The 25,838-nt window shown below is 53.5% G+C and carries 22 protein-coding genes and 1 tRNA gene; 9 read left to right on the forward strand and 14 right to left on the reverse strand.

Going from position 1 to position 25,838, the window contains the following annotated elements:
* Positions 1-4 precede the first annotated feature (4 nt).
* The gene (locus tag BLP53_RS02395; protein WP_091469329.1) at positions 5-508 is read right to left on the reverse strand and encodes a disulfide bond formation protein B; all 504 of its coding nucleotides are present in this window, start codon (positions 506-508) and stop codon (positions 5-7) included.
* A gap of 84 nt (positions 509-592) precedes the next feature.
* On the opposite strand from BLP53_RS02395, the gene xseA reads away from it, so the two are divergent.
* The 8 genes from xseA to prmB all read left to right on the forward strand — a co-directional run bounded on the left by xseA (position 593) and on the right by prmB (position 10,486).
* Entirely contained in the window at positions 593-1,813 is a 1,221-nt protein-coding gene (xseA, locus tag BLP53_RS02400) for an exodeoxyribonuclease VII large subunit (protein ID WP_425412886.1), read from the forward strand.
* 120 nt (positions 1,814-1,933) lie between these two features.
* Positions 1,934-3,817 (forward strand): potassium transporter Kup, encoded by a 1,884-nt coding sequence (locus tag BLP53_RS02405; protein WP_091469335.1) that lies wholly within the window; start codon positions 1,934-1,936, stop codon positions 3,815-3,817.
* Between the two features lie 119 nt (positions 3,818-3,936).
* Positions 3,937-4,779, forward strand: a complete 843-nt coding sequence (locus BLP53_RS02410; RefSeq protein ID WP_091470400.1) for a M48 family metallopeptidase — start codon at positions 3,937-3,939, stop codon at positions 4,777-4,779.
* Positions 4,780-4,876: 97 nt separating this feature from the next.
* Complete coding sequence (gene dapD, locus BLP53_RS02415; RefSeq protein ID WP_091469339.1) at positions 4,877-5,704, forward strand: 2,3,4,5-tetrahydropyridine-2,6-dicarboxylate N-succinyltransferase; 828 nt, start codon at positions 4,877-4,879, stop codon at positions 5,702-5,704.
* Positions 5,705-5,908: 204 nt separating this feature from the next.
* Positions 5,909-7,981: a putative bifunctional diguanylate cyclase/phosphodiesterase gene (locus BLP53_RS02420; RefSeq protein ID WP_245652590.1), complete on the forward strand. Its 2,073-nt coding sequence runs from the start codon at positions 5,909-5,911 to the stop codon at positions 7,979-7,981.
* 99 nt (positions 7,982-8,080) lie between these two features.
* Positions 8,081-8,434 (forward strand): ArsC family reductase, encoded by a 354-nt coding sequence (locus BLP53_RS02425; RefSeq protein ID WP_091469343.1) that lies wholly within the window; start codon positions 8,081-8,083, stop codon positions 8,432-8,434.
* Positions 8,435-8,439: 5 nt separating this feature from the next.
* Entirely contained in the window at positions 8,440-9,582 is a 1,143-nt protein-coding gene (gene dapE, locus BLP53_RS02430; RefSeq protein WP_091469346.1) for a succinyl-diaminopimelate desuccinylase, read from the forward strand.
* A 1-nt stretch (position 9,583) separates the two neighbouring features.
* On the forward strand, positions 9,584-10,486 hold the full coding sequence (gene prmB / locus BLP53_RS02435; RefSeq protein ID WP_091469349.1) for a 50S ribosomal protein L3 N(5)-glutamine methyltransferase: 903 nt from the start codon (positions 9,584-9,586) through the stop codon (positions 10,484-10,486).
* A gap of 21 nt (positions 10,487-10,507) precedes the next feature.
* Here prmB and thiD read toward each other — a convergent pair whose 3' ends face one another.
* The 4 genes from thiD to BLP53_RS02455 all read right to left on the reverse strand — a co-directional run bounded on the left by thiD (position 10,508) and on the right by BLP53_RS02455 (position 15,368).
* On the reverse strand, positions 10,508-11,380 hold the full coding sequence (thiD, locus tag BLP53_RS02440) for a bifunctional hydroxymethylpyrimidine kinase/phosphomethylpyrimidine kinase (protein ID WP_091469352.1): 873 nt from the start codon (positions 11,378-11,380) through the stop codon (positions 10,508-10,510).
* 84 nt (positions 11,381-11,464) lie between these two features.
* The gene (locus BLP53_RS02445) at positions 11,465-12,583 is read right to left on the reverse strand and encodes a pseudouridine synthase (protein ID WP_091469356.1); all 1,119 of its coding nucleotides are present in this window, start codon (positions 12,581-12,583) and stop codon (positions 11,465-11,467) included.
* Between the two features lie 99 nt (positions 12,584-12,682).
* Complete coding sequence (recJ, locus tag BLP53_RS02450) at positions 12,683-14,368, reverse strand: single-stranded-DNA-specific exonuclease RecJ (protein WP_091469359.1); 1,686 nt, start codon at positions 14,366-14,368, stop codon at positions 12,683-12,685.
* Positions 14,369-14,384: 16 nt separating this feature from the next.
* Complete coding sequence (locus tag BLP53_RS02455) at positions 14,385-15,368, reverse strand: hypothetical protein (protein WP_091469362.1); 984 nt, start codon at positions 15,366-15,368, stop codon at positions 14,385-14,387.
* Between the two features lie 191 nt (positions 15,369-15,559).
* Here BLP53_RS02455 and BLP53_RS02460 point away from each other — a divergent pair, with 191 nt between their 5' ends.
* Positions 15,560-17,671: a putative bifunctional diguanylate cyclase/phosphodiesterase gene (locus tag BLP53_RS02460; protein WP_091469366.1), complete on the forward strand. Its 2,112-nt coding sequence runs from the start codon at positions 15,560-15,562 to the stop codon at positions 17,669-17,671.
* Positions 17,672-18,072: 401 nt separating this feature from the next.
* On the opposite strand, the gene BLP53_RS02470 is transcribed toward BLP53_RS02460, so the two are convergent.
* The 9 genes from BLP53_RS02470 to thrS all read right to left on the reverse strand — a co-directional run bounded on the left by BLP53_RS02470 (position 18,073) and on the right by thrS (position 25,766).
* Positions 18,073-18,149: transfer RNA gene (locus tag BLP53_RS02470), tRNA-Pro, on the reverse strand.
* 108 nt (positions 18,150-18,257) lie between these two features.
* Positions 18,258-18,692: a MerR family transcriptional regulator gene (locus BLP53_RS02475; protein ID WP_091469369.1), complete on the reverse strand. Its 435-nt coding sequence runs from the start codon at positions 18,690-18,692 to the stop codon at positions 18,258-18,260.
* 14 nt (positions 18,693-18,706) lie between these two features.
* Positions 18,707-19,024 (reverse strand): integration host factor subunit alpha, encoded by a 318-nt coding sequence (locus BLP53_RS02480; RefSeq protein ID WP_091469372.1) that lies wholly within the window; start codon positions 19,022-19,024, stop codon positions 18,707-18,709.
* Between the two features lie 85 nt (positions 19,025-19,109).
* On the reverse strand, positions 19,110-21,458 hold the full coding sequence (pheT, locus tag BLP53_RS02485; protein WP_091469376.1) for a phenylalanine--tRNA ligase subunit beta: 2,349 nt from the start codon (positions 21,456-21,458) through the stop codon (positions 19,110-19,112).
* 39 nt (positions 21,459-21,497) lie between these two features.
* Positions 21,498-22,499, reverse strand: coding sequence for a phenylalanine--tRNA ligase subunit alpha (pheS, locus tag BLP53_RS02490; protein ID WP_091469379.1), 1,002 nt, complete (start codon positions 22,497-22,499; stop codon positions 21,498-21,500).
* Between the two features lie 82 nt (positions 22,500-22,581).
* Positions 22,582-22,941, reverse strand: coding sequence for a 50S ribosomal protein L20 (rplT, locus tag BLP53_RS02495; RefSeq protein WP_091469382.1), 360 nt, complete (start codon positions 22,939-22,941; stop codon positions 22,582-22,584).
* A 10-nt stretch (positions 22,942-22,951) separates the two neighbouring features.
* Positions 22,952-23,149 carry a 50S ribosomal protein L35 gene (gene rpmI / locus BLP53_RS02500; RefSeq protein ID WP_018985786.1) on the reverse strand — a complete coding sequence of 66 codons (198 nt, stop codon included), beginning with the start codon at positions 23,147-23,149 and terminating at the stop codon, positions 22,952-22,954.
* Positions 23,150-23,236: 87 nt separating this feature from the next.
* The gene (infC, locus tag BLP53_RS02505) at positions 23,237-23,803 is read right to left on the reverse strand and encodes a translation initiation factor IF-3 (RefSeq protein WP_091469386.1); all 567 of its coding nucleotides are present in this window, start codon (positions 23,801-23,803) and stop codon (positions 23,237-23,239) included.
* A 40-nt stretch (positions 23,804-23,843) separates the two neighbouring features.
* Positions 23,844-25,766: a threonine--tRNA ligase gene (gene thrS / locus BLP53_RS02510; RefSeq protein ID WP_091469389.1), complete on the reverse strand. Its 1,923-nt coding sequence runs from the start codon at positions 25,764-25,766 to the stop codon at positions 23,844-23,846.
* Positions 25,767-25,838 lie beyond the last annotated feature (72 nt).

Below are 25,838 nucleotides of genomic sequence, written 5' to 3' on the forward strand. Positions count from 1 at the left end.
ACAGTCAGCGCGTGCAGCGGCGGGCGCGCCACAGAAAGAACGCATACAGGCCAAACAGCAGAAAACTGATCAGGCCCAGTTGCGGCAAGGTCAGGCCCAGAAAGGTCCAGTCAATCGCAGCACAATCGCCTGTCCCCCTGAACACCAGCGTCAGTGCCTTTTTCAGCGGGAAGGTTTCAAACATATAATCGAAACCGACACCGCAATCGGCAATGATGTCATCCTTGTGTACCTGCAGCCACCAGTGACGGATGGCAACGCCTGCCCCGCCCAGCGCCGTCAACACTTCGACCAGCGCCAGGCCGCTGCCTAACCAGGACCTGGCCGGGATAAAGGCATGAATTAAAAACAGCAAGCCCAGGCTCATGAAAATGATGCGCTGCGAAATACACAAGGGGCACGGCTCCAGGTGGTAGTGCACCTGGATCGCCAACGCCAGGGCAACGATGCCGAAACAAGCCAGAAAACCCAATATATAACCGCTCCGCCCTTTAAACCACTGACACATTGTTTTATCTCCTGTCCTGTATGAATTGCAAGCTGGATGAATCTTAACTTTATCAAGCCGAAATTGTAATGGATAATGCGCAATATGATAGCGCGCCCTGATACATCGTTCCCGAAAATGTTGAGTGTCAGCGACCTCAACCGCCTGGCCAAGGAATTACTGGAAACCAGCTTCCCCCTGTTCTGGGTCAGCGGGGAAATTTCCAACTTCACCCGTGCTGCCAGTGGCCACTGGTATTTTTCACTGAAAGATGCGCAGGCGCAGGTGCGTTGCGTGATGTTCAAGGGGCGCAACAGCCTGGTAGAGCGCATGCCGCGTGAAGGCGACCTGATCGAAGCGCGGGCCACCGTCACACTGTATGAAGCACGCGGCGATTTCCAGCTCACGCTGGAATACCTGCAACCAGCAGGCATGGGGCGGCTGTATGAAGCCTACGAACAACTGAAACAGCGCTTGCAGGCAGAAGGCCTGTTCGACCAGGCGCGTAAAAAACCCATTCCTGCCGAACCCCAGCGGATTGGCATTGTGACCTCGCCCGATGCAGCAGCCCTGCGCGATGTGCTGACGGCATTACGCCGGCGCTACCCTGGTATCCGCGTGATTATTTACCCTACGCCGGTACAGGGCAAAGGCTCGGCGGAACTGATTGCACAGGCCATCCGGCAGGCCAGCAAGCGCCGGGAAGTCGATACGCTGCTGATCTGCCGTGGGGGTGGCAGCATTGAAGACTTATGGTCTTTCAATGAAGAAATCGTCGCCCGCGCCATTGTCGCCTGCCCCTTGCCGACCATCAGCGGTGTCGGCCATGAAACCGACTTTACCATTGCCGATTTTGTCGCCGACCTGCGCGCGGCCACGCCAACCGCAGCAGCAGAACTGGCCTGCCCTGACCAATCGCATTTGCGCCAGCAGGTAAGCCAATGGCAGTTGCGGCTGATGCGTACCATGCAGTCCCTGCTGCAAACACAGGCACAAACCCTGGATTATTTATCGCGCAGGCTGGTTTCCCCGGCACAGCAACTGCAGCAACAGAAACAAGCCCTGCAGCAATGGCAACACCGTTTGCAGTTATCCATGCAGCATATCCTCAATGCCCATGGCCGCCGACTGGAACAGCTGGCAAGCAGCCTGCAGCAACTGAACCCGCACCAGGTGCTGGCACGTGGCTATGCCATTGTGCAGCAGGCCGATGGCCATGCAGTCACCGATGCCGGGCAACTGGCGCCGCAGGAAACATTGCGGCTGACCCTGCATCGAGGCATGGCAGAGGTCACGGTGACCAAGGCCTCCAAACCCGGCCATTAATACTTTTTTACGCCTTTCATAGCGTCTACCGCAGGCAGCATGCCGGATTTGGACGCAAGTCCCTGCGCAAGTCACGTATAATGCGCCGATAATCCAAGTTTGCTTTCAGTCGTTCACACAATGGACCATACAAAAAGTCAGCCCGCGGCACTCCATACCATGGCACTTGCCGCCCTCGGTGTCGTCTTCGGTGATATCGGGACCAGCCCGCTCTACACCATGAAGGAAATATTTGCGGTCGGGCATCATCCGCTATTGCTCAACCAGGATAACGTTTACGGCATCCTGTCCATGATTACCTGGGCGCTGCTGCTGATCGTGTCATTTAAATATGTCGCGTTTATCATGCGCGCAGACAACCGCGGCGAAGGCGGCATCATGGCCCTGCTGTCACTGGCCAGCCGTTATGCCGGCGGCGATCCTGACCAGCGCAAGCACATCATGCTGCTGGGCATTATCGGTGCCTGTATGTTCTACGCCGACGGCATGATTACCCCGGCCATTTCAGTGCTATCAGCCGTCGAAGGCCTGGAAGTGGCCGCGCCACAGCTTGATCAATGGATAGTGCCAATTACCTTGTGCGTGCTGTTCCTGCTGTTCTGGGCACAAAGCAAGGGCACCGCCGTCATGGGTGCGTTTTTCGGCCCCATCATGCTGACCTGGTTCTCCATCCTTGGCATTCTGGGTATCCTCAATATCACGCATCACCCTGAAATTCTCGCTGCCCTCAACCCGTTTTATGCCATCCTGTTTTTCACTACCCAGCCGAAAATTGCCTTTATTGCCTTAGGTGCAGTTGTGCTGGCCGTGACCGGGGCGGAAGCGCTGTACGCGGATATGGGGCATTTTGGCCGCAAACCGATACGCCTGGCCTGGTTCCTGTTCGTCTTGCCAGCCCTGATTTTCAATTACTTCGGCCAAGGGGCACTGATCCTGGCCGAACCTGAATCCATCCAGAACCCGTTTTACCACCTGGCACCTGACTGGGCGCTGTTCCCGCTGATTATCCTGGCTACCCTGGCGACCGTAATCGCTTCACAAGCCGTGATTACCGGTGCCTTTTCGGTCTCGCGCCAGGCACTGCAACTCGGCTTTATCCCGCGCATGCATGTCGCACACACCTCCGAGAAAACCGAGGGGCAAGTGTATATGCCACGCGTCAACTGGGGCCTGATGGTGGCCGTGATGGGACTGGTGATCGTGTTTGGCAGCTCCGGTGACCTGGCCGCAGCCTATGGTATCGCCGTCACCGGTGACATGGTGATTACCACTTTGCTGGCGGCTGTGGTGTTCCATCACCTGTGGGGCTGGAGCAAGCGCAGAACGGCCTGCCTGATTACTTTGTTCCTAGTGATTGATCTCTCCTTCTTTACCGCGAATATCCTGAAAATACCGGATGGCGGCTGGGTACCATTGCTGATGGGCCTGATTATTTTCACCCTGATGCGCACCTGGAAAACCGGGCGGGCAATGCTCTACAACACGCTGAAGTCGGAATCCATGGAACTGGTGCCGTTTATCCAGGCCATAGGCATGCACCCGCCTGCCCGTGTCAGCGGTGCCGGCGTATTCATGACGCCCAACCCGGATGGCGTACCACATGCACTGCTGCACAATCTCAAGCACAACAAAGTCTTGCATGACAGCGTCATCATCCTGACCGTACGTTTTGAGGATTACCCGTATACCAGCCAGGAAGAACGCCTTACCGTCGAAACCCTGCCCTACGGGTTTTACCGAGTCACCCTGCGTTATGGCTATATGGATGAGCCGGATCTGCCGCGTGACCTGGTGCTGACGGCTGCCCAGGGCCTGGCACTGGATCCCATGGATACCTCTTTCTTTGTCGGTAAGGAAAGCCTGATTGTGTCAGACAAGCCTGGCATGGCATTCTGGCGCAAAAAGATTTTTATTGGCTTGTTCCGGACCGCCGAGACCATTACCAACCAGTTCAAATTACCACCTAACCGCGTGGTTGAATTGGGCTCACAGGTAAAAATCTAAGCCGGTTCTTCCATGGTTTACCGGCAGAAGAAACGACAAAACCTGCACACACGCGTTAAAATAAACCCATACGAGGGTTTGCCACTTCTATTGGCATTCAAGTGAGAGAAAACACCATGATGAAAAAAACGATACTTTTCACGCTGGTGACCGCCAGCCTGCTGCAATTATCCGGCTGCGCGACCACCAGCACCACCCAGGCCGGAGCCGTAGGTGTGGAACGTAAACAATATGTAGGACTGGTCTCCGAGAAAGAAGCGGAAGAACAGTCGGCCCTGGCCTACCAGCAAACCATCAAGGAAGCCCAGGGCAAGAAAACCCTCAATACCGATAGCAAGGAAACCCAGCGCGTACGCAATATTGCCAACCGCCTGATTGCACAGGTCGGTAGCTTCCGCCCGGACGCACTGAAGTGGAAATGGGAAATCAATGTCATGGAAAGCGAAGAGGTGAATGCCTATTGCATGGCCGGTGGCAAAATCATGGTCTATACCGGCTTGCTTGAGAAAATCAAGCCGACAGATGATGAACTGGCGGCCGTGATGGGTCATGAGATCTCCCATGCACTGCGTGAACATGTGCGTGAACAAATGTCACGTGCCAAGGTACAGCAGTACGGCTTGCTGGGCCTGGCTGCAGTCGTTGGCGTCGCTACCAACAATGCCGATAACGCCAATACGGCGCTGGCACTGGGCGGTACGGTCGCCTCGGTGGCGCTCACGCTGCCCAATAGCCGGACTGCCGAACATGAAGCGGACGAAATCGGCCTGGAACTGGCAGCACGCGCCGCTTACAATCCGCAGGCTGCCATTTCCCTCTGGAATAAAATGGGCGCGCTCGGCGGCTCCAAGCCACCTGAAATCCTGAGTACCCACCCGTCTGATCAAAGCCGTATCGCGGATTTGCAAGCCATGATGCCCAAAGTCATGCCGCTTTATCAGGCTGCCCTCAAAGCCAAATAACCGCCCTACGCCCATCATACGGGCGGTTTTGGTTCCAAAAACCCGAAATTAGGTTAAAATTTCGGGTTTTACTCTTATTCAATCAAGTAGAGATATCATGGATCCACGTCAAAGCATCATTGAAGCGGCTTTTGAAGACCGCGCCAACATTACGCCTGCCAATGCACCGGCAGAGATCAAGCAAACTGTTGCCTCCATCCTGGATGACCTGGATGCGGGCAAACTGCGCGTGGCGAGCCGCATTGGTGATACGCAGCAATGGGAAACCCACCAGTGGCTCAAGAAAGCCGTGCTGCTGTCTTTCCGCCTGAAAGATAACTACCTGATGGATGATGGCGTGACTCGCTACTTTGATAAAGTGGACCCCAAATTCGCCAACTACACGGAAGAGGATTTCAAGGCGGGCGGTTTCCGCGTAGTGCCTAACGCCATCGTGCGCAAAGGTTCCTTTATTGCCAAAAACACGGTGCTGATGCCGTCCTACGTCAACATCGGCGCCTATGTCGGCGAAGGTAGCATGGTAGATACATGGGCCACCGTTGGCTCCTGTGCCCAGATCGGTAAAAACGTACACTTGTCCGGTGGCGTAGGCATTGGCGGCGTGCTGGAACCGGTACAGGCCGGCCCGACCATTATCGGTGACAACTGCTTCATTGGCGCGCGTTCCGAAGTGGTGGAAGGTGTGGTGGTGGAAGACAATTCCGTGATTTCCATGGGCGTATACATCGGTCAATCCACCAAAATCTACGACCGTGAAACCGGCGAAGTGCACTATGGCCGCGTACCGGCAGGCTCCGTCGTCGTATCTGGCAACCTGCCCTCCAGCGATGGCAAATACAGCCTGTACTGCGCCGTGATTGTGAAGAAAGTCGATGCCAAGACTTTGGGTAAAGTCGGCATCAACGAATTGTTGCGCGGCATTTAACGCATCACCTGGCAGGAATCGCTGCCATCACGACGGCTCAAGTTAGGGGTAAAGCCGTCCGATATAACAGTGATTCCCGCCATACCCTGGCGATTCAAAATATAAGCATGGAGAAATAGTTATTCGCAGTTAAGCAGTCACAAGCAATACCAGTAATTCATCGTAGTAGTGCCACACCAAACACAATAAATAGTGCAATTACTTATGACAACCACGCAAATATTGACTCTGTTACTGTTCACACTCAGTGTGGCCGGCTGCCATTTTTCATTTGGCCTGGTTGACCGCTTGCGCAAGGTCACAGCCAAACAGCACGTCAGCCTGCTCCGGAAAAACGCGCTACTGGTCGCACTCGGTATTTTTCTCTTGCATTGCGGTTACCAGACCGCCGCTGACAATATTCCCAGAATAGCGCAACATCCGGTCGAGCTTACCGGCAGCCTGCTTTGCGCCTATATCCTCTCACTGTCGCTTCTGGGCACCGTCAACAAGAAAACACTGCCGTTGCGCGAACTGATCTATGCCTCTGTCACCGCTGGCCTCAGTGCTTACCTGCTCTCCTACCTGTACCAAGTCAGCGCCGGTGCCATCAATCTCCGCATAGATAGCTGGACCGCATTGTTCGCCTTTTTCCTGGCCTGCCTCACCTCCGCGCTGGCAATTGTGACCATGCTCTGGATCAAGAGCTATGAAGGTAAGGCCTTGCGACGCCTGAAAATGATGTTTTCGGTGGAAATCGCGCTGGGCTTTCTTGCCTCGCATACCGCCATCAACCTGAGTATATTGCACAACAATATATTTATCGGCCAGCCCAGCGACCAGACAGGCAATTACCTGGTCCTGCTGCTGACACTGGCACCTGTGCTGCTATTCATCACCTCGTTTATCCTGGTTATTTTCTACGAGCGCAATGTCGATATCACCCAAAGCAAGCTGACTTTCCGCAACACGCAAACGGCCAGTAAAAGGCTCATGGCCTACGACCCGCTCACCCATCTGCCTAACCGCGACGCCTTGAACCAGCACCTGGCCATCAATGCCAAACGCTGTGACCGCAACGGCGAATCGCTGGCGCTGGCGTATATTGACCTGGATCACTTCAAACCGGTGAATGACCAGTTTGGCCACCACATTGGTGACCTGCTACTGATTGAAGTGGCCAAACGCATCAGCAATGCCATCCGCAATTGTGACTATGTAGCCCGCGCAGGCGGCGACGAATTTATTGCCATCCTGAGTGAAATCGAAAGCCACCAGAGCGTAGTCGCGGTCATCCAGCGCATCATTGATGCCTTGCGTACCACCTTTGTGATTGAAAACCACGTTATTGAAATTTCATGTTCTATCGGTATTGCCATGTATCCGCAGGATGGCAACCTGAAAAAACTGAAACTGAACGCGGATGCGGCCATGTACAAAGCCAAGGAAAACGGCAAGAACCAGTACCGTTTCTTTGATGCCGAAATTGAACAGGCCTCCGATGAAATGCAGCAAACCCGCATTGAACTGAAAAAAGCCATTACCGAACAGGAATTCAGGCTGCTGTTCCAGCCCAAGGTGGATGCCATGACCCGCCTGGTATATGGCGCCGAAGCCCTGTTGCGCTGGCAGCACCCCAGCCGCGGCCTGCTCTCGCCGACCAGTTTCATCGAGGCCGCCGAACGGTTTGGCATGATAGAAGAAATCAATGCCTGGGTGATCTCGCAGACCTGCCATACCATCAGCCAGGCCAGGGCGCGCGGCATAGACTTGAATATTTCCGTCAATTTATCCAGCCAGCAATTCAGGAACAAGCAGCTGGGCATGCATATCCAGTCCATCCTGGAAGCACACCAGGTAGACGCCCGCAACCTGATTCTCGAAGTCTCCGCCACCAATGTGACGCACCCGCAAATCCCGTTTAAGGAAACATTGCGTGACTTTAGCCAGCAGGGCCTGAAAATCTCGCTGGATGACTTTGGCCTGCATCCTGTCAACCTTACGCACCTGCAGGACCTTGAGGTCAACGAAGTGAAGCTGGACAGATCGCTCACCAGGCATGTAGCGACTTCGGCACCGGCATTGGCGATTGTGGAAGCCATGGTCAAACTGGCGCATGCGCTGGGATTGAATGTGGTGGCGGAAGGTGTGGAAGAAGAAGACCAGCGCAGGGCCCTCACCAGCGTAGGCTGCGACCAGATGCAAGGCTACCTGTTTTCACGGCCGGTGGAGCAACAATTCCTGTTTGATGCCTTCAGCCAATTGCAACTGAAATCCCCCACTCCCAGCCTGTTTTAATCCTGCCAGCGCTCGCCGGCACAGATTTCCCCAATAAATTGCAACACCTCCGGCGCTGGCTGGTAAAATGTTTCTTTGAATCAAGAGTGAATAGTTGTCATGAAACTTTACGGCATTCCCAACTGCAGTACCGTCAAGAAAGCACGCGCCTGGCTGGAACAGCACGCTATCGCTTATGAATTCCACGATTTCAAGAAACTGGGACTGGATACGCCTACCGGCCAATCATGGTTAACACAGCAACCGTGGGAAAAACTGGTCAACCGCAGTGGCATGACCTGGCGTAACCTGGGCGACGCCGAAAAAAACGCCGTGGTCGATGCATCCAGCGCACTGGCACTGATGCAGGAAAAAACCTCGGTCATCAAACGGCCTGTGCTGGTCGATCACGACCGGATTCTCGCGCTCGGTTTTAATGAAACCGATTATGCCAACCTGTTTGCCAAAGAATAACCATCATGTCAAAAACACTGGAACTTGCCATTGATTTACTCAAACGCCGCTCACTGACCCCGGAAGATGCGGATTGCCAGGAAGCCATGATTGCCCGCCTGGAACCCCTGGGCTTCAAGATTGAGCGCATGCGGTTCGGCGAAGTGGATAATTTTTACGCACGTCGCGGCACCAGCGGCCCGCTGATCGTCTTTGCCGGTCATACCGACGTGGTGCCCACCGGCCCGCTGGATCAATGGCATACGCCACCATTTGAACCGACCATTAAAGACGGCATGCTGTATGCCCGTGGTGCGGCGGATATGAAAACCTCGTTGGCAGCATTTATCACCAGCATCGAAGAATTTATCGCCGAGAACCCGGATCACCCTGGCTCGATTGGCCTGCTGATCACCTCCGATGAAGAAGGCATTGCCGTCGAAGGGACGGTCAAAGTGGTGGAAGCGCTGCAAGCACGCGGCGAGACCTTTGATTACTGCATCGTCGGCGAACCGACCAGCAACAAATTTGTCGGTGACATGATTAAAAACGGCCGCCGTGGTTCCTTGTCCGGCGCACTCACAGTCAGAGGCATACAGGGTCATATCGCCTACCCGCACCTGGTCAAGAACCCGATCCACCTGGTGGCGCCCGCGATCAAGGATATGGTTGAAACAACCTGGGATAACGGTAATGAATATTTCCCGCCCACTTCCTGGCAGATTTCCAATATGAATGGCGGCACAGGTGCAACCAATGTCGTGCCTGGTGAAGTGGAGATTCTGTTTAACTTCCGCTACTGCCCGGAAGTCGATGGTCAGGGCAGTTCAGAAGCCAGCCTGCGCTCGCGTGTACACGCCATCCTGGACAAACATGCCCTGGATTATGTGCTGGAGTGGGATCATAACCAGTCGTACATCACGCCACGCGGCAAGCTAGTTGAAGCCATCAGCCAGGCCATTGAAAAGAGCTATGGCATTAGCCCGGAACTTTCCACCACCGGCGGCACTTCCGATGGCCGCTTTATTGCCGATATCTGCAAGGAAGTCATTGAATTCGGGCCATTGAACGCTACCATCCACAAACTCAATGAATGCGTAGCAGTGGCCGATATCGAGCCGTTGAAAGAAACCTACAAGCGCACCATGGAATTATTGTTATTAAAATAATATGACGCACACTTTACATACCATCCGCGACTGGCTGCGTTATGCGGTCAGCCGCTTTGAAAACTCGGATATTTTCTACGGCCATGGCACGGACAACAGCTATGACGAAGCCGTCTGGCTGGTGATGAGCACCCTGCATCTGCCGCATGACACGCTGGAAAATTTCCTCGATGCCAGGCTCACGACTGAAGAAAGCCAGCACCTGGCAACCCTGATTGAAAAACGCGTGACCGAACATACGCCCACGGCTTACCTGGTCAATGAAGCCTGGTTGCGTGGTTATAAGTTTTACGTCGATGAGCGCGTGATCGTGCCGCGCTCATTTATCGCCGAACTACTGGAAAACGGTTTGCAGCCCTGGGTAGAGTTTCCTGAAATGGTGGAATCCGCTGCCGACATTTGTACCGGTTCCGGCTGCCTGGGGGTATTGCTGGCCGAGGCTTTCCCGAATGCACACATTGATGTGGTCGATATTTCACCGGATGCCATTGATGTCTGCAATATCAATATAGGACGCTATGGCCTGGAACATCAGGTCCAGGCTGTACAATCCGATATGTTCACGGCACTCAAGGGCCGTAAATATGATGTGATTATCAGCAATCCTCCTTATGTCGATGCGCCCAGCATGGCGGAGTTGCCAGCAGAATACCGCAAGGAACCGCAACTGGCTTTGGGCAGTGGCATTGCCGGGCTGGATCATACCCATACCTTGCTGACCCAGGCCACCGAATACCTGAATGACGGCGGTATATTAGTCGTGGAAATCGGTCATAACCGTGACGCCTTGCACGAGGCCTATCCTGACTTGCCATTCACATGGCTGGATACCAGTGGTGGCGACCAGTTTGTATTTATGCTGACGAAGGAAGATTTGCTGGAAGCTGGCTTGCACGCTGAATAAACGGCCGCCAGAAACAGAATCTCAGGTTTGCCAGACTTTCATGGCTTGCGGTGCAAAACCATGATTCAACGGGCCCACGCCCTCGCCTGTCCTGACATTGGAGCCAGCATGCAAAGCAGAACGGACATAAGCCCTGGCGGCCAGTACCGCATCCGGCAGGCTGGAACCCAACGCAAGATGGGCAGCAATGGCGGATGAGAGTGTGCAACCAGTGCCGTGCAGGTTATGCGTAGAAATACGTAAAGAATGTAATCTTTGCAACGCATTGGCCTGGCCGCTACTGTTAGACTGAACCAGGATATCCACCACTTCATGCCCGGGCAAATGCCCGCCTTTGAGCAAAACAGCCTGCGCGCCTTGCTGAAGCAATTCTTCTGCTGCCAGCGCCAGCTCCTCGGTTTCTGTCAGGGCGCGGCCTAACAGCAAGGCAGCCTCATCCAGGTTGGGCGTCACCACCAGGGCACGTGGAAACAACTCGCTTACCAGTACAGAGATCGCCTCATCGGAAATCAGTTTGGCACCATTGGCCGCCACCATGACCGGATCCAGCACCACTTGTTTCAGCCCATGAGCATCGAGTGCTTCAGCCACCGTGGTCACCATTTCCGGCGAATGCAGCATGCCAATCTTGACCGCATCGACACCAATATCTTCCACCACGGCATCAATCTGGTCGCGCAACATGGCAGCTGGCACACTATGAATGGCCCGTACCCCTTGCGTATTCTGCGCCGTCAAAGCGGTGATGGCAGTCATGCCATAACAGCCCAGCGCAGAAAAGGTCTTGAGATCAGCCTGTATCCCGGCACCACCGCTGCTATCCGAACCGGCAATAGACAGCACGCGCGGATAACGGCTGGTGATCATGGCATCAGATGATGGCGTGACGGTCATCCAGTCAGCTTTCTATGATAAACACAGGATGAACAATACCAGCGCATAGAATCAGCGATTGGCTATTAGCATGCAGTCCAGCGTTTATCCGCGCCCCCGGTTACGGTCACTGCGTTTCTTAGCGCCGGAATTCATACGTGCATTCTCGCGTGAAGCCTGTTTCAAATCGGCATCCTGGCGAATACGGCGTGATTGTTTAGGTGCCGGACGCGCCGGGCGCTCGGTATCAGCCGTCGCGTTGGCGGTTTCCAGCAAGCTACGGCGCTGTTTGCGCACCTTGGGTACGAATACCCGTGTGGCATGATCTTTTTCACGCGGACTAAGCTGTTTCAGCGGTTTGCGCGGTACAGGCAACCCGGCCCACTCCAGCAGACCGACAACCTGCTTTTGCTCCAGTTTCAGCATCGTGCCGCGCTTCAAACGCGGTGGCAGGTTAATCGGGCCAAAACGCACGCGCATCAGGCGGCTCACCGGCAAATGAAAAGCCTCAAACAAGCGGCGCACTTCGCGGTTACGGCCTTCCTTGATCACCACCTGGTACCACTTGTTGGCGCCTTCGCCCCCTTGCGCAAAAATACTTTCAAAGTTGGCCGGCCCATCTTCCAGCTCAATACCATGCTTGAGTTGTGCCATCTGGTCTTCGGTCAATTCGCCCAGGATACGCACGGCATACTCACGCTCGACTTCATAGCGCGGATGCATAAAACGGTTAGCCAGCTCACCCGAATTAGTGAAAATCAACAGGCCACTGGTATTCATATCCAGGCGGCCAATCGCCAGCCATTTGCCCTGCTTGATGCGTGGCAATTTATCAAAAACCGTGGCCCTGCCTTCCGGATCATCCTGGCTGACAATCTCGCCTTCCGGTTTGTGGTATAACAAAATCTGTGGCAGTTCGGCTTCAAACGGCAGGTGCAGGATACGGCTATCCAGCCGCACGATATCGTACTCGTCTACCACTGCCCCTACCTGGGCCACCTGCCCGTTAACGGTGATGCGGCCACTGGCCACCAGCGTTTCCATATCACGACGGGAACCGAACCCGGCCAAGGCCAGCAATTTGTGCAAACGCTGGCCGCTGCGGGACTCAGCTGGCGTTTCTGCTCCCTCCACATGGTCTGCCGCCTCAGGAGTACGCACCTTGGCTGGGCGTGGTGGACGGATTGGCGATGCAGTTTTGGGTGTTTTAAACGGACGGGCCATGCTTAACCTCTTGAATGAAGGCTGTATTTTACCGTAATTAAGGCATTCGCCCTAAAGCTAAATCCGCCAGATGCCTGCGTCTGATGCCACTTATCTCGCTCAGGTGCTCTCAGCGTGTATCACCTGTAATTGCAGGTTCCTGGCACCATTGAATTCATTGACCTGCAACGCATAAGCCAGCGTGACCTGGCTGGGCAATAAGTCCGCATGCCGGAAGTAAATGGCTTCAAATTGCTGGCCCTGTTTTTGCAGGCGCAGCTTGAGATGTTTTTCCCCCAGCACGCGCTGCTGCACGACTTCAAACGCGTCATAAAACAACGGTGGCGGGAATCCCTGGCCCCACACCTGGTGCCCCAGCATTTCTGCGGTCTGCAAAGTCATCTCCTGCACGGCCAGCGCACCATCGGTTTCCAGCACCTCCTGCAGGGTTTCTGCGTCAATCAGCTGTTGCACCACCTGCTCAAAAACCTGCTGGAAGCGCGGGAAATCGTCAGCCCGGATACTCAGTCCTGCCGCCATGGCATGGCCACCAAACTTGAGGATCAAATCCGGTTGCAGCTTGGTCACCATGTCTAATGCATCCCGCAGGTGCAAACCGGCAATCGAGCGGCCGGAGCCTTTGATCAACCCGTCACCTGCCTCAGCAAATGCAATGACCGGCCGGTGAAACTGCTCCTTGATACGCGAGGCCAGGATACCGATCACGCCCTGGTGCCAGTCCGGCTGGAACACGCTGATGGTGTACTGTCCCTCATGAAAATCCTGCGTCAGGTCTGCCATGGCATCCCACTGCATTTCCGCTTCGATCTGCTTGCGTTCGGCATTCAGTACATGCAGTTGCTGCGCATATTGCATGGCTTCCTGTGGCGTGGTTGCCAACAGGCAGCGTATGCCTATGGTCATATCATCCAGCCGGCCGGCAGCGTTCAGGCGCGGGCCGACATAAAACCCCAGGTCCTGGGCGTTGACCTGGCTCGCATCGCGCCCGGCCAGCTGGAGGATAGCCAGTATCCCCGGACAGGCCTGGCCCTGGCGTATGCGCTTCAGCCCCTGCTGCACCAGGATGCGGTTATTGGCATCCAGCTTGACCAGATCAGCTACCGTGCCCAGTGCCACCAGGTCCAGCAGGCTGCCCAGGTGTACGGCTTCATCTGCCAGTATTCCGCGCTGCTTGAGTTCTGCACGCAAAGCGATCAGCACATAAAATATCACCCCTACGCCAGCCAGGTGCTTGCTGGGGAAAGTACAGCCACGCTGGTTGGGGTTGACGATGCAATCAGCTGCCGGGGTCTGTTCGGCGGGAAGATGGTGGTCAGTAATCAGCACCTGCATGCCCAGCGTTTTGGCAGCCTGCACGCCATCAATACTGGCGATGCCATTATCCACGGTCAGAATCACGTCGGGTTGCTGCTGTGACGCCAGCGCCACAATTTCCGGGGTCAGGCCATAGCCATATTCAAACCGGTTAGGTACCAGGAAATCGACATTCGCCCCCATCATGGTTAAGCCACGCATGGCAACACTGGTCGCCGTTGCGCCATCCGCATCATAGTCGCCGATAATCAGGATGCGCTTGTGCGCCTGTATCGCATCCGCCAGCAAGGCGGCCATTTCGGTGCAACCCGTCATTGCCTGTGGCTTCAGCAGATGCGGCATTTCCTGCAAGGCCCAGTCATCCGGCGAGACTGTCCTGGAGGCCAGCAGGCGCGCCAGCAAATCAGGCAGGCCTTGCGCCTGCAAGGCCTGGAAGGAAGTATCGGAATAAGGTCGTTGCTGAATTTTCATCTTGGTTCTGTGTCAACTAAGTGGCTGCCGGCAACCTGGCCGATGGCAATGAGGATTCCAGTTGTTGCAGCAATACGGGTAAAGATTGCGCTTTACGCCAGAACTGCCAGCGAGCGCGCCTGCGGTATCGCACCCGTACACTACGCTCGACAAAAGGCAGCACAATCTCCAGTGCAGGCAGCCGCCCATGCTGCATGGCAGTGGCCAGCGCGGCCCAGTCCACGTCCTGCAGCTGGTCAGCGACCATCAGGGCATGCCTGACTGTTTTATCAGCCACCACATCCGCCAGCGGGCGGGTTACCAGGCCGGGCAACTGGCAGGCCCGTAACCCGTCAAACACGGCACCAGTCCCTGCCACCTGCCGCTCATGCTGCCATAGCGGGAGCTCCGGCACACTGGCAAACCACAGGCTGTTTAATGTCAACGGCCAATCTGGCACCTCCGCTGCACTGGCAAGCTGGTGCAGCAGCATCTGTATTTCATTGCTCCATTGCCGTATCAGGGCCGCATCTTTACCTTGCGGCTGCCATTGCATGGCCTGTTGATATAAACAGTCCTGCGGCCAGCGGCACTGCACGTCCACGGGATGCAATGGCTGTATCCACCAGAAACGCTGTTCAGGAGCCGCATGCACAATAAAGTCCTGCGCAAAATGCTGCTGCAGCCTGTCTGTGAGCCAGGCGTAAATATGCGCCGGTAGCGGCACCGTGCCCTGTAGCGAAAACGTGTCCCGCTGCAGGTTAAGATGCACAGGCAACAGGCATAACGCCGGTGGCGCTACCCAGGCCTGCCGTGCGCGCAGTACGGCAGAGACGGGCGAAATAGCCGCCGGTTCCGTGCCCTGCAATACCTGGAACAAGGCAGTCAGAGGGGCGACAGGCATGACTTGCCAGTCAGCCTGCAATAGCAGCGGGCATTGCGCTGTCAGCGCCTCTATCACCGCCGCGGATTGGGCGGCCGCATCTGACAAATAATCTGTGATATAAATTTGCTGTATCATGCAAAAACCAATACACTATTTTTACAATTTTCCGGTGATGACTGCACCGGGTATAAACACTTTATCGCTGCTAAGATTTTTGGACTTATACACGAAATCCGGGGGGATGTCATGACATCAGCAACCGTCTTTTATCATGATGTAAGCACACCATTGTTACTTGCTTTGAATTAAACCGATTGCCTGGCACCATGCATTTTTTCCAGAACCTCAATATCCAGTCCAGATTACTGTTATTTGTGATCGGGCCGGTATTCGCACTCTCTTGTACCCTGCTGCTGTTTGATTTCAAGGCACAACTGCAACGCGAAGAAGACAAGCTCGGCCAGCATGCCCTGACAACGGCAAAGTTTCTATCTGCCGTGGTTCATGACCAGTCAGCGTTGCATGACAGGCCCTATATAGAACGCCTGCTCAAAGCCAGCCAACTGGAGCGCGAACCTTACCTCTCACTGATGATTGCCAATGCAGAGCAACATCCGCTGGCCAGGCTGGGTGCCTCTTTTGCTGTCAGCGACACGCTACCGCAACAGGACACCATGGTCATGCAACAAGCCACGCATGACGTCACCATGGTCAGGGTATTCACCACCGAACCCAAACATGCCCTGCTTGGCTTCGTATTTGTCGCCATTGATAAAGCGGCATTGATTGAAGACCACAGACAGGCATTTATCAGGAATGTCGGCTATATCACGCTGGCACTGATGATTTGCGCTATCCTGGTATATTGGGTCAGCCGTTCCATCAGCCAGCCTATCCGCGAAATGACCTCGGCCCTGAAGCGCTTTGTCGTGGGTGAGCAGCCAGTCGGCCAGGTCAGAAACAGCCTGCCGGAGATCAAATCGCTGCAAACCACCATCAATGAAATTTCGCGGGAAATGCAGCATGTGGAAGCCGACATGCGCCACCGCATCCAGGACGCCCAGGCACAACTGCGCTACCAGGCCCGCCATGATGCCTTGACCGGCCTGGTCAACCGCCAGGAACTGGAAAGACGGCTGCAACAGGCACTGGAAGACGTGAAACAACACCGGGCCAACCATGTATTCTGTTACATGGACCTCGACCAGTTCCGTGTCATTAACGATACCTGTGGCCATCTGGCCGGCGATGAAATGCTGCGGCAGATCAGCATGATCCTGAGCCAGCGCATCCGCGCCGAAGATACCTTTGCCCGATTGGGCGGCGACGAATTCGGCCTGCTGCTCAGCTATTGCCAGGTTGAAAAAGCCATTGAAATTGCCGCGCAGTTACGCCAGATGGTAGAGGCCTTCCGCTTCATGCACGAAGACCGCCTGTTCCAGACCGGCATCAGTATCGGCGTTGTCGAAATCACCCCCGACCTGAAAGATGTCGGCCAGATTACCCGCCATGCAGACGCAGCCTGCTATGTCGCCAAAGACAATGGCCGCAACCAGATTCACCTGTTCCATTCCGAAGATGATGTGTTGCTCAAGCGCCACGTCGAAATGGAGTGGGTATCACGCATTAACGAAGCCATAGAACACAACGACTTCGTTTTGTACTGCCAGGGCATTTTCCCCTTGCAGCAGAAAGATCTGCCGCCTTTCTACGAAATACTGATCCGCAAACGCGATGAACATGGCGGCATTATTCCACCGGCCGAGTTCCTGCCGTCTGCAGAACGTTATCATTTGATGACCAAAATAGACCGCTGGGTTATCCAGCACGCCTTTATGGCACTGCAACCGCTATTTAAAGCACAGCCTGCCAGCGCCCAGCCGTTTATCGTCAGCATCAACCTGTCCGGCATGTCACTGGGCGATGCCAGCTTGCTGCCATACATTAAAAACTGCTTCACCACCTACCAGATCCCCCCCGGCCATGTCTGTTTTGAAGTGACCGAAACCTCAGCCATTATCAATATCGACAACACCATCAAACTGATCAACGAGCTTAAGCAAATGGGTGTCCGCTTCATGCTGGATGATTTTGGCAGCGGCATGTCCTCATTCAGCTACCTGAAACACCTGCCGGTAGACTTCCTCAAAATGGATGGCGCCTACGTAAGAGACATCACCAGCAGCAAAGTGGACTTGGCCATGGCCAAAGCCATCCAGAGCGTAGCGCAATCCATGGAAATCAAGACCATTGCCGAATACGTCGAAGACCAGGCAACCCTGGATTGCCTGAAAGAAATGGGCGTCGCCTATGCGCAGGGTTTCTACCTGAACAAACCCATGCCGTTGAATGACGTGCTTTCCCGCCATGGCGCAGCCAGCCAGCAGCAGTCAGCGAATATCAGCCAGACAACGATTGAGACGGATATAAGTGCCTGAAGGCTGACAATACGATTAGCTAGCCTGAGGGGAAGCAAGCTAACTTTTAGCTTGCCCTCTGCCTTTAATCCAAAGCAGCAATTACCGTTTCTATCGGAAGAAATAATGTCCGGCTATCTTGTGGATATTCTATAAACTCAGCACACCTTGTAAAACTGCTTGGCTGTATCTCTTTTGGCATGAATCAAACCAGCACTGATACCAATTGAGTGCGAAGCAACAACAATTCTGCGCAAAGTGTCTGAAAGAAGATCAGCGCCAAGCCACATCTACGCCATCCAGGCTAACAAGAGAATTGGTCGACGAGGTTTTTGACGCACCTGCCTCACAAATAATATTAGATCACTCTAATACTATGAATTGGCTGAATTGGGAAAAGTTGGTTAACTTATTGATTTTATTGGTCGGGACGGTGTGATTCGAACACACGACCCCTTGCACCCCATGCAAGTGCGCTACCAGGCTGCGCTACGCCCCGACATTTGACTCAAGCGGATGATCGCTTGAAAAAGAAGCTGGCATTATAAAACAAAACCGCATATTCACTAAGGAGAATATGCGGTTTTTTGTACGTTTGCGCGCGAGTTTAAACAGCAACTTTGAGCAGACTGATTACCTGCTGGATCTGTTCCTTCAAGGCGGCAATATCTACGGAAGAGGCGCTGGCCGCTGCATGTGCGGTTGAGTTTGCCTGTTGACTGGCCGTATTTACCGATTCTGCTGCCGGACGGCCTGCTTTGTGATCGGCTTTCTCATCTACCCCATCCAGGCGATTGCGCGCGCCACTGATGGTGAAGCCCTGCTCATAGAGCAATTCACGGATCTTACGGATCAGCAATACTTCGTGATGCTGGTAATAGCGACGGTTGCCACGACGTTTAACCGGTTTGAGCTGGGTAAACTCCTGCTCCCAGTAACGCAGAACATGTGGCTTCACGCCGCACAGCTCGCTGACTTCACCGATGGTGAAATAGCGCTTGGCCGGAATCGGCGGTAACGTCACTTTTTGCGTTTCAACCATGTCAGGAATTCAGGTCAGGCTTGCGCTTGCAATGGAGGTTGTTGGGCATAGTGTTCTTCTACGCGCAATTTCAATTTCTGACTGGCGTGGAAAGTCACTACACGACGTGCAGAAATCGGGATTTCCTCGCCGGTTTTAGGATTGCGGCCTGGGCGCTCGGATTTGGTACGCAATTCAAAATTACCGAATCCGGACAGCTTCACGCTATCTCCTTGTTCCAACGCATTGCGAACTTCTTCAAAAAACGCTTCCACCATGTCTTTGGCTTCACGCTTGTTCAGTCCGACTTGTTCAAACAACAAATCAGCCAAGTCAGCTTTTGTGAGTGTCATTAACGATCCCCTGAACCTTCTTATTATACGAACCTAGCTTGTGTACTCACTGATTACCCCGGATTTTACCAAGGATACCCAGTGATTATCTTAGTGTTGCTGCAAAATTAGATGACCAATTACGGAGGATTTTTGCCACGACATTATCCACTTCCCCGTCGACCATAGTTTTGCAAGTATCTTGCATAAGTACAAGAAATGCAAGGCTTTTTTTGCCTTCCGGCACCCCTTTTCCCTGATACACATCGAACAGTTTCAGCTGTTTTAGTTGAGAGATATTCTCATTTATCACTGCATCTATCATCGCCTGTGCGGACACGGATTGATCCACCACCATCGCCAGGTCACGACGTACTGGCAGGAATTTGCTGACTTCTTCATAGGCGGGCACACGGCTGTTTTGTATCGCGGCAGCATCGATTTCAAACAGGAAGCAGGCCTGATTCAGTTGATATTGTTGTTGCCATTGCGGATGCAATTTTCCCAGCCAGCCGACGGCCTGGTCTGCCACATAAATGCGCGCGGACTGCCCCGGATGCAGGGCTGGATGGGTTTCTGCCACAAAACGCACGGGTTGTGCGAACAGGGCTTCGACATGCGCTTTGACATCATAGAAATCAAACGCACGCGCAGTGCTACTCCACTGCTCAGGCAAAATGCTGCCATAACACAAGCCGGACAGGGTCAATGTTTCCGCATACCCTTGCGCCTCGCGCAGGTAGCGGCTACCTACTTCGAACAGCATGGCACGTGATTGCTGGCGATTCAGGTTGTAGCTCAAGGTATCCAGCAAACCACCCCACAAACCAGAACGCATCACGCTCAGGTTGCTGGCAATCGGGTTTTTCAGGGCAATCGGTTGCTGGTTGCCATACAGGTCACGCTCCCAGGCGGCGTCAACAAAACTGTAAGTCACGACTTCCTGGTAGCCCTGCTGCACCATGACATCACTCATCCAGGCGTTGCTACGCTGTGCTTCCGGCGCTGCCAGCATGCCCTGCAAGGCGATCGGCGTTAAGGCAGGGATATGCTCATAACCGTGCAGACGCGCAACTTCTTCAATCAGGTCCTCTTCACGGGCAATATCAAAACGGAAGCTGGGCGCGCTGACGCTGAATACGCCAGCAGTTTCATTGAATACAAAACCCAGCTGTGTCAGTAACTGGCCCACCTGTGCCACACTGATTTCAATACCCAGCACAGAAACCAGGCGGTCATGGCGCAATGTCACTTGCTGACGTGCTGGCAATTGCCCGGTAACTGCCGTGATAGCGCCAGCAGTACCACCGCAGATTTCCTGTATCAAAGCGGTTGCGCGCTCAATGGCTTGTTGCGTGTTGCCAAAATCCACGCCGCGCTCGAAACGGTAGGAAGAATCCGTACTAAGCGCCAGACGGCGTGCCTTGCCTGCCATCACATCCGGTGTAAAGAAAGCACTTTCCAGGAAAATAGCCTGTGTTGCCTCTGTCACAGAAGTCGGTTTGCCACCCATAATACCGGCCAGCGCTACAGGGCCGCTGTTATCGGCGATCACCAGATCATCTGGCTTCAGAGTGACTTCTGTATCATTGAGCAAAGCCAGCCTCTCGCCAGCTTGTGCAAAACGCACCTGGATATCCCCTTGCAACAGGTTCAGGTCAAATGCATGCAAAGGTTGGCCTTGTTCCAGCAAGACGTAATTGGTGATATCGACCAAGGCACTGATACTGCGGATACCGCTACGCTCCAGGCGACGGATCATCCAGTCCGGGGTCGCAGCCTTTGCATTCACACCGTCGATAACGCGGCCATAATAAGCCGGGCATGCATCGCTCGCAGTCACCGTAACCGCTTTACTTTGCTTGCCAGTTACATGCACCGGATGGATTGCAGGCAACTGTATTGGCGCACCCGTCATGGCGACCACATCGCGTGCAATGCCCAGGATACTCAGGCAATCAGCACGGTTTGGTGTCAGCTTCAAGGTGTAGGTATGGTCATTCAGATCGAGGTACTCACGGATATCCTGTCCAACCGGCGCATCTGCTGGCAACTCAAGAATGCCATTGGCTTCGGCCGCAATACCCAGCTCTTTGGCTGAGCACATCATGCCGAAAGATTCCACGCCACGCACTTTGGCCTGCTTGATGCTGAATCCAGGCAATTCTGCGCCTACAAGCGCACAGGGCGCTTTCAGGCCAGCGCGCGCGTTGGGCGCGCCACAGACAATTTGCAGCACTTCACCGCCGACATTTACTTTACAGACTTGCAAACGGTCTGCATCCGGATGTTTGGCTGCTTCCAGGATTTCTGCGACCACAATGCGCTGGAAGGCTGGTGCGACCGGCGTCAACTCTTCGACTTCCAGACCGGCCATGGTCAATGCGTGACCAAGTTGCGCGGTATCCAGCGCCGGGTTGACCATGGAACGTAACCATTGTTCTGAGAACTGCATATCTTGCCTGTACCTGTAATATTAAAAAGTGACTTGGGATTACTTAATGAATTGCTGCAAAAAGCGCAGATCATTATTAAAGAAATGGCGCAAATCATTGACACCGTAACGCAGCATCGCCAGCCGTTCGACGCCCAGCCCGAAGGCAAAACCGCGATATTTTTCGCTATCGATATTCACGTGCCTGAGCACTTCTGGGTGCACCATGCCGCAACCGCCAATTTCCAGCCAGCCACCATTCCAACTCATATCCATTTCAGCGGAAGGCTCGGTAAACGGAAAGAAGGAAGGACGGAAGCGCACCGTTAAATCATCACGTTCAAAAAATTTCTGCAGGAAATCCTGCACCACGCCTTTCAGGTTGGCAAAGCTGATCTGCTCATCCACCCACAAACCTTCCACCTGGTGAAACATCGGTGAGTGCGTGGCATCTGAGTCCACACGATAGACCCGGCCTGGCGCAATAATCTTGAGTGGTGGCGTGTTGTTTTCCATGTAATGCACTTGTACTGGCGACGTATGCGTGCGCAGCACATGTTCCATGCTGTCATTGCCGTTATCGACATAAAAGGTATCGTGCATGGCACGCGCCGGATGGTTATCCGGGATATTCAAGGCAGTAAAGTTATAAAAATCGGTTTCGATTTCGGGGCCATTGGCCACGCTAAATCCAATTGAATGAAACAGCGCTTCCACACGACGTAGCGTCAATGTTACCGGATGCAGGCCACCAGCCGATTGTGCACGCGCTGGCAAAGTGACGTCTATGCTTTCGCTGGCCAGTTGTTTTGCCTGCTCGGCGGCCAGGATGCTGTCCCGGCGCGCGTTCAAAGCTTGCTCAACCGCTTGTTTGACCACATTAATCGCTGCTCCCGCTGCCGGACGTTCTTCCGCGGATAATTTACCCAGTCCCTTCAAGGCTTCAGTCAGTGCACCGGACTTGCCCAGGTATTTGGCTTTGGCATTTTCCAGTGCAGGAACATCCTGACAATTGGCAAAGTCCTGCTGTGCTTCTGCGATTAAATGATTCAGATCGGCCATAGTATGTTTTCTTGCAATTATTTTCTGTTGCAGCGGTTGAAATAAAAAAAGAGGCCGCAGCCTCTTTTTTTGGTAGGTCTGATTAGGCGCTTAAACCTGTTTTAGCCAATTCTACGAATTTGGCAAAAGCAGCTTTATCAAACACAGCCAGGTCAGCCAGTACTTTACGGTCTACTTCTACCGCAGACTTTTTCAAGCCATTCATGAAGCGGCTGTATGTCAAACCTGCTTCACGAGCTGCTGCATTAATCCGCGCAATCCATAATGTACGGAACTGGCGCTTTTTCTGGCGACGGTCACGGTATGCGTATTGACCAGCTTTCATCACCGCCTGTTTGGCAACGCGGTAGACGTTCTTGCGACGACCACGGTAACCTTTGGCAGCGTTTAATACTTTCTTGTGTTTTGCGCGTGCGATGACACCACGTTTTACTCTAGGCATGTCGGTCTCCTTATTGTGTTGGCATCATGGCGCGAACGCGCTTCACGTCGGTCGCAGAAATAATTGCGGTACCGCGCAGTTTACGTTTTTGCTTGGTAGTTTTCTTGGTCAGGATGTGGCGCAAGTGAGAATGTGTACGCTTCACTTTACCGTTACCCAAGAACTTGAAGCGCTTTTTAGCGCTGCTCTTTGTTTTCATCTTTGGCATTTTTTTCTCCTTAGAGGTTGAATAAAGAGTAACTGGGCAGCCAATTTAGCCGTATTACTCCAAAAAATCCTGTATTGCCTGAATACTTTATGCGCCTGATACTTCTTTTTCACCGGCTTTTTTCGGCGGTGCTTTTTTCGCGGGTGCCAACACCATCACCATCTGGCGGCCTTCCATTTTCGGATACTGCTCAACCAGTGCATGCTCGGTTAAATCTGCTTCCAGGCGTTTCAATAACGCCAAGCCAAATTCCTGGTGCGTAATTTCACGGCCACGAAAACGCAATGTAATCTTTGCCTTATCGCCATCACCCAGGAAACGGATGATATTGCGTAATTTAATATTGTAATCACCATCATCGGTGCCAGGCCTGAATTTGACCTCTTTGATCTGCACCTGTTTTTGCTTAAGCTTTTGCTCATGTAACCGCTTGCTTTCGGCGTACTTGAACTTGCCATAATCCATCAAACGGCACACGGGTGGTGCGGCATTCGGCGCAATTTCAACAATATCAATATCGGCTTCTTCCGCCTTGGCAAAGGCCTCTTTCAGGCTCATAATGCCTAACGGTTCGCCATCCACACCTAGCAAACGCACCTGTGGCGCAGTAATGTCACCATTGATGCGTGTTTCTTTATCCTGAGCTATAACAATCCCCTAAACAATAAACAAAGCCGCACGGCACCTGGGAAAATCAGACCCGGTTTTGAATGTCCTGCTGTATGTGCGCCACAAACGCATCTACCGACATCACACCCAGATCTTCACCTTTTCTGGTACGTACGGCCACTTGACCATTTTGCATTTCTTTGTCGCCCACCACGATCAGGTATGGCAACTTTTGCAAACTATGTTCGCGTATTTTATAGGTAATCTTCTCATTTCTCAAGTCAAAATCGCATCTGATGCCATTTTTCTTCAATTTTTCAATTACTTGGCGTACATAATCGGCCTGATTGTCAGAAATATTGAGCACCATGACCTGTACTGGCGACAGCCAGACTGGCATCGCACCGGCAAAGTTCTCGATCAGAATGCCTAAAAAACGCTCCATGGAACCCACAATGGCGCGATGCAACATGATCGGCCGCTGGCGCGTATTGTCTTCGGCCACATACTCGGCACCCAGACGCTCAGGCAGGTTAGGATCCAACTGGATGGTCCCGCACTGCCACATCCGGCCCAGTGAGTCCTTGAGGGTAAATTCGATTTTCGGGCCGTAGAAAGCACCCTCGCCTGGCTGATACTCAAACTCAAGGCCATTGGCTTTAATGGCGTTGGCCAAGGCAGTTTCTGCCATATCCCAGGCTTCTTCAGTGCCGACGCGCTTCTCTGGGCGAGTAGACAATTTGACAATCACATCATCAAAACCAAAGTCTTTGTAGACTTCGTACAGCATCTTGATGAAGTCAGCCACTTCGGCTTCGACTTGTGACTCCATACAGAAAATATGCGCATCATCCTGGGTAAAGCCGCGCACGCGCATCAGGCCATGCAGGGAACCAGACGGCTCGTTACGGTGACAGGAACCAAACTCTGCCAGGCGCAACGGTAAATCGCGGTAGCTGTGCAAACTGCTGTTGAAAATCTGGATATGGCCAGGGCAGTTCATCGGCTTCACCGCATAATCGCGATTTTCCGATTGCGTCGTGAACATATTGTCACGGTAATTCTGCCAATGGCCGGATTTCTCCCACAGGGTTTTATCCAGCACAGTCGGTGTACGCACTTCCTGGTAATCGTACTCCTTGAACTTGGCACGCATGTACTGCTCGACTTCTTGCCAGATTACCCAGCCACGCGGATGCCAGAACACCATACCCGGTGCATCGTCCTGCATATGGTAAAAATCGAGTTGCTTGCCCAGCTTGCGATGGTCGCGTTTTTCAGCCTCTTCCAGCATGTGCAGATAGGCTTCCAGCTCATCCTTGTTACGCCAGGCTGTACCGTATACGCGTTGCAGCATCTCGTTATTGCTGTCACCGCGCCAGTAGGCACCCGCCAGCTTCATTAATTTAAAGGCTTTGAGCTTGCCAGTATTCGGCACGTGCGGGCCGCGGCACAAGTCAGTAAAGTTGCCTTCCGCGTACAAAGACACATCTTCATTACTCGGGATGCTGGCAATAATCTCGGCTTTATAGTGTTCATTAATGCTTTTGAAGTAAGCGACCGCTTCATCACGTGGCAACACCTTGCGCTCGACTTTTTCGTCCTTCTTCGCCAGCTCGGCCATTTTCTTTTCGATGGCAGCCAGGTCATCCGGTGTGAATGGGCGCTTGTAGCTGAAGTCGTAGTAGAAGCCATTCTCAATCACCGGGCCGATGGTGACCTGCGCATCCGGGAATAGTTCTTTCACGGCATATGCCAGCAAGTGCGCAGTCGAATGACGGATAATGTCCAGGCCTTCGTCATTTTTATCGGTGATGATGGCAAGCTCGATATCCTGCTCAATAAGATAACTGGTATCCACCAGTTTCGCCGCCTGCCCGGCAAGCGTGACCTTACCGGCCAAAGCTGCCTTGGCTAACCCTGCGCCAATGTTTGCGGCGACTTCTGCCACGGTGACTGCGTGTTCAAACTGTCTTACAGACCCATCAGGTAATCGAATATTCGGCATGCACTATCCGTCAAATGTTCAGGAGAACGTGCCCCACAAGCGGCACAAACAATAAAAGCCGTTAATTATAAC

It is taken from the genome of Methylophilus rhizosphaerae, assembly GCF_900100975.1.
GTDB classification, from domain to species: domain Bacteria; phylum Pseudomonadota; class Gammaproteobacteria; order Burkholderiales; family Methylophilaceae; genus Methylophilus; species Methylophilus rhizosphaerae.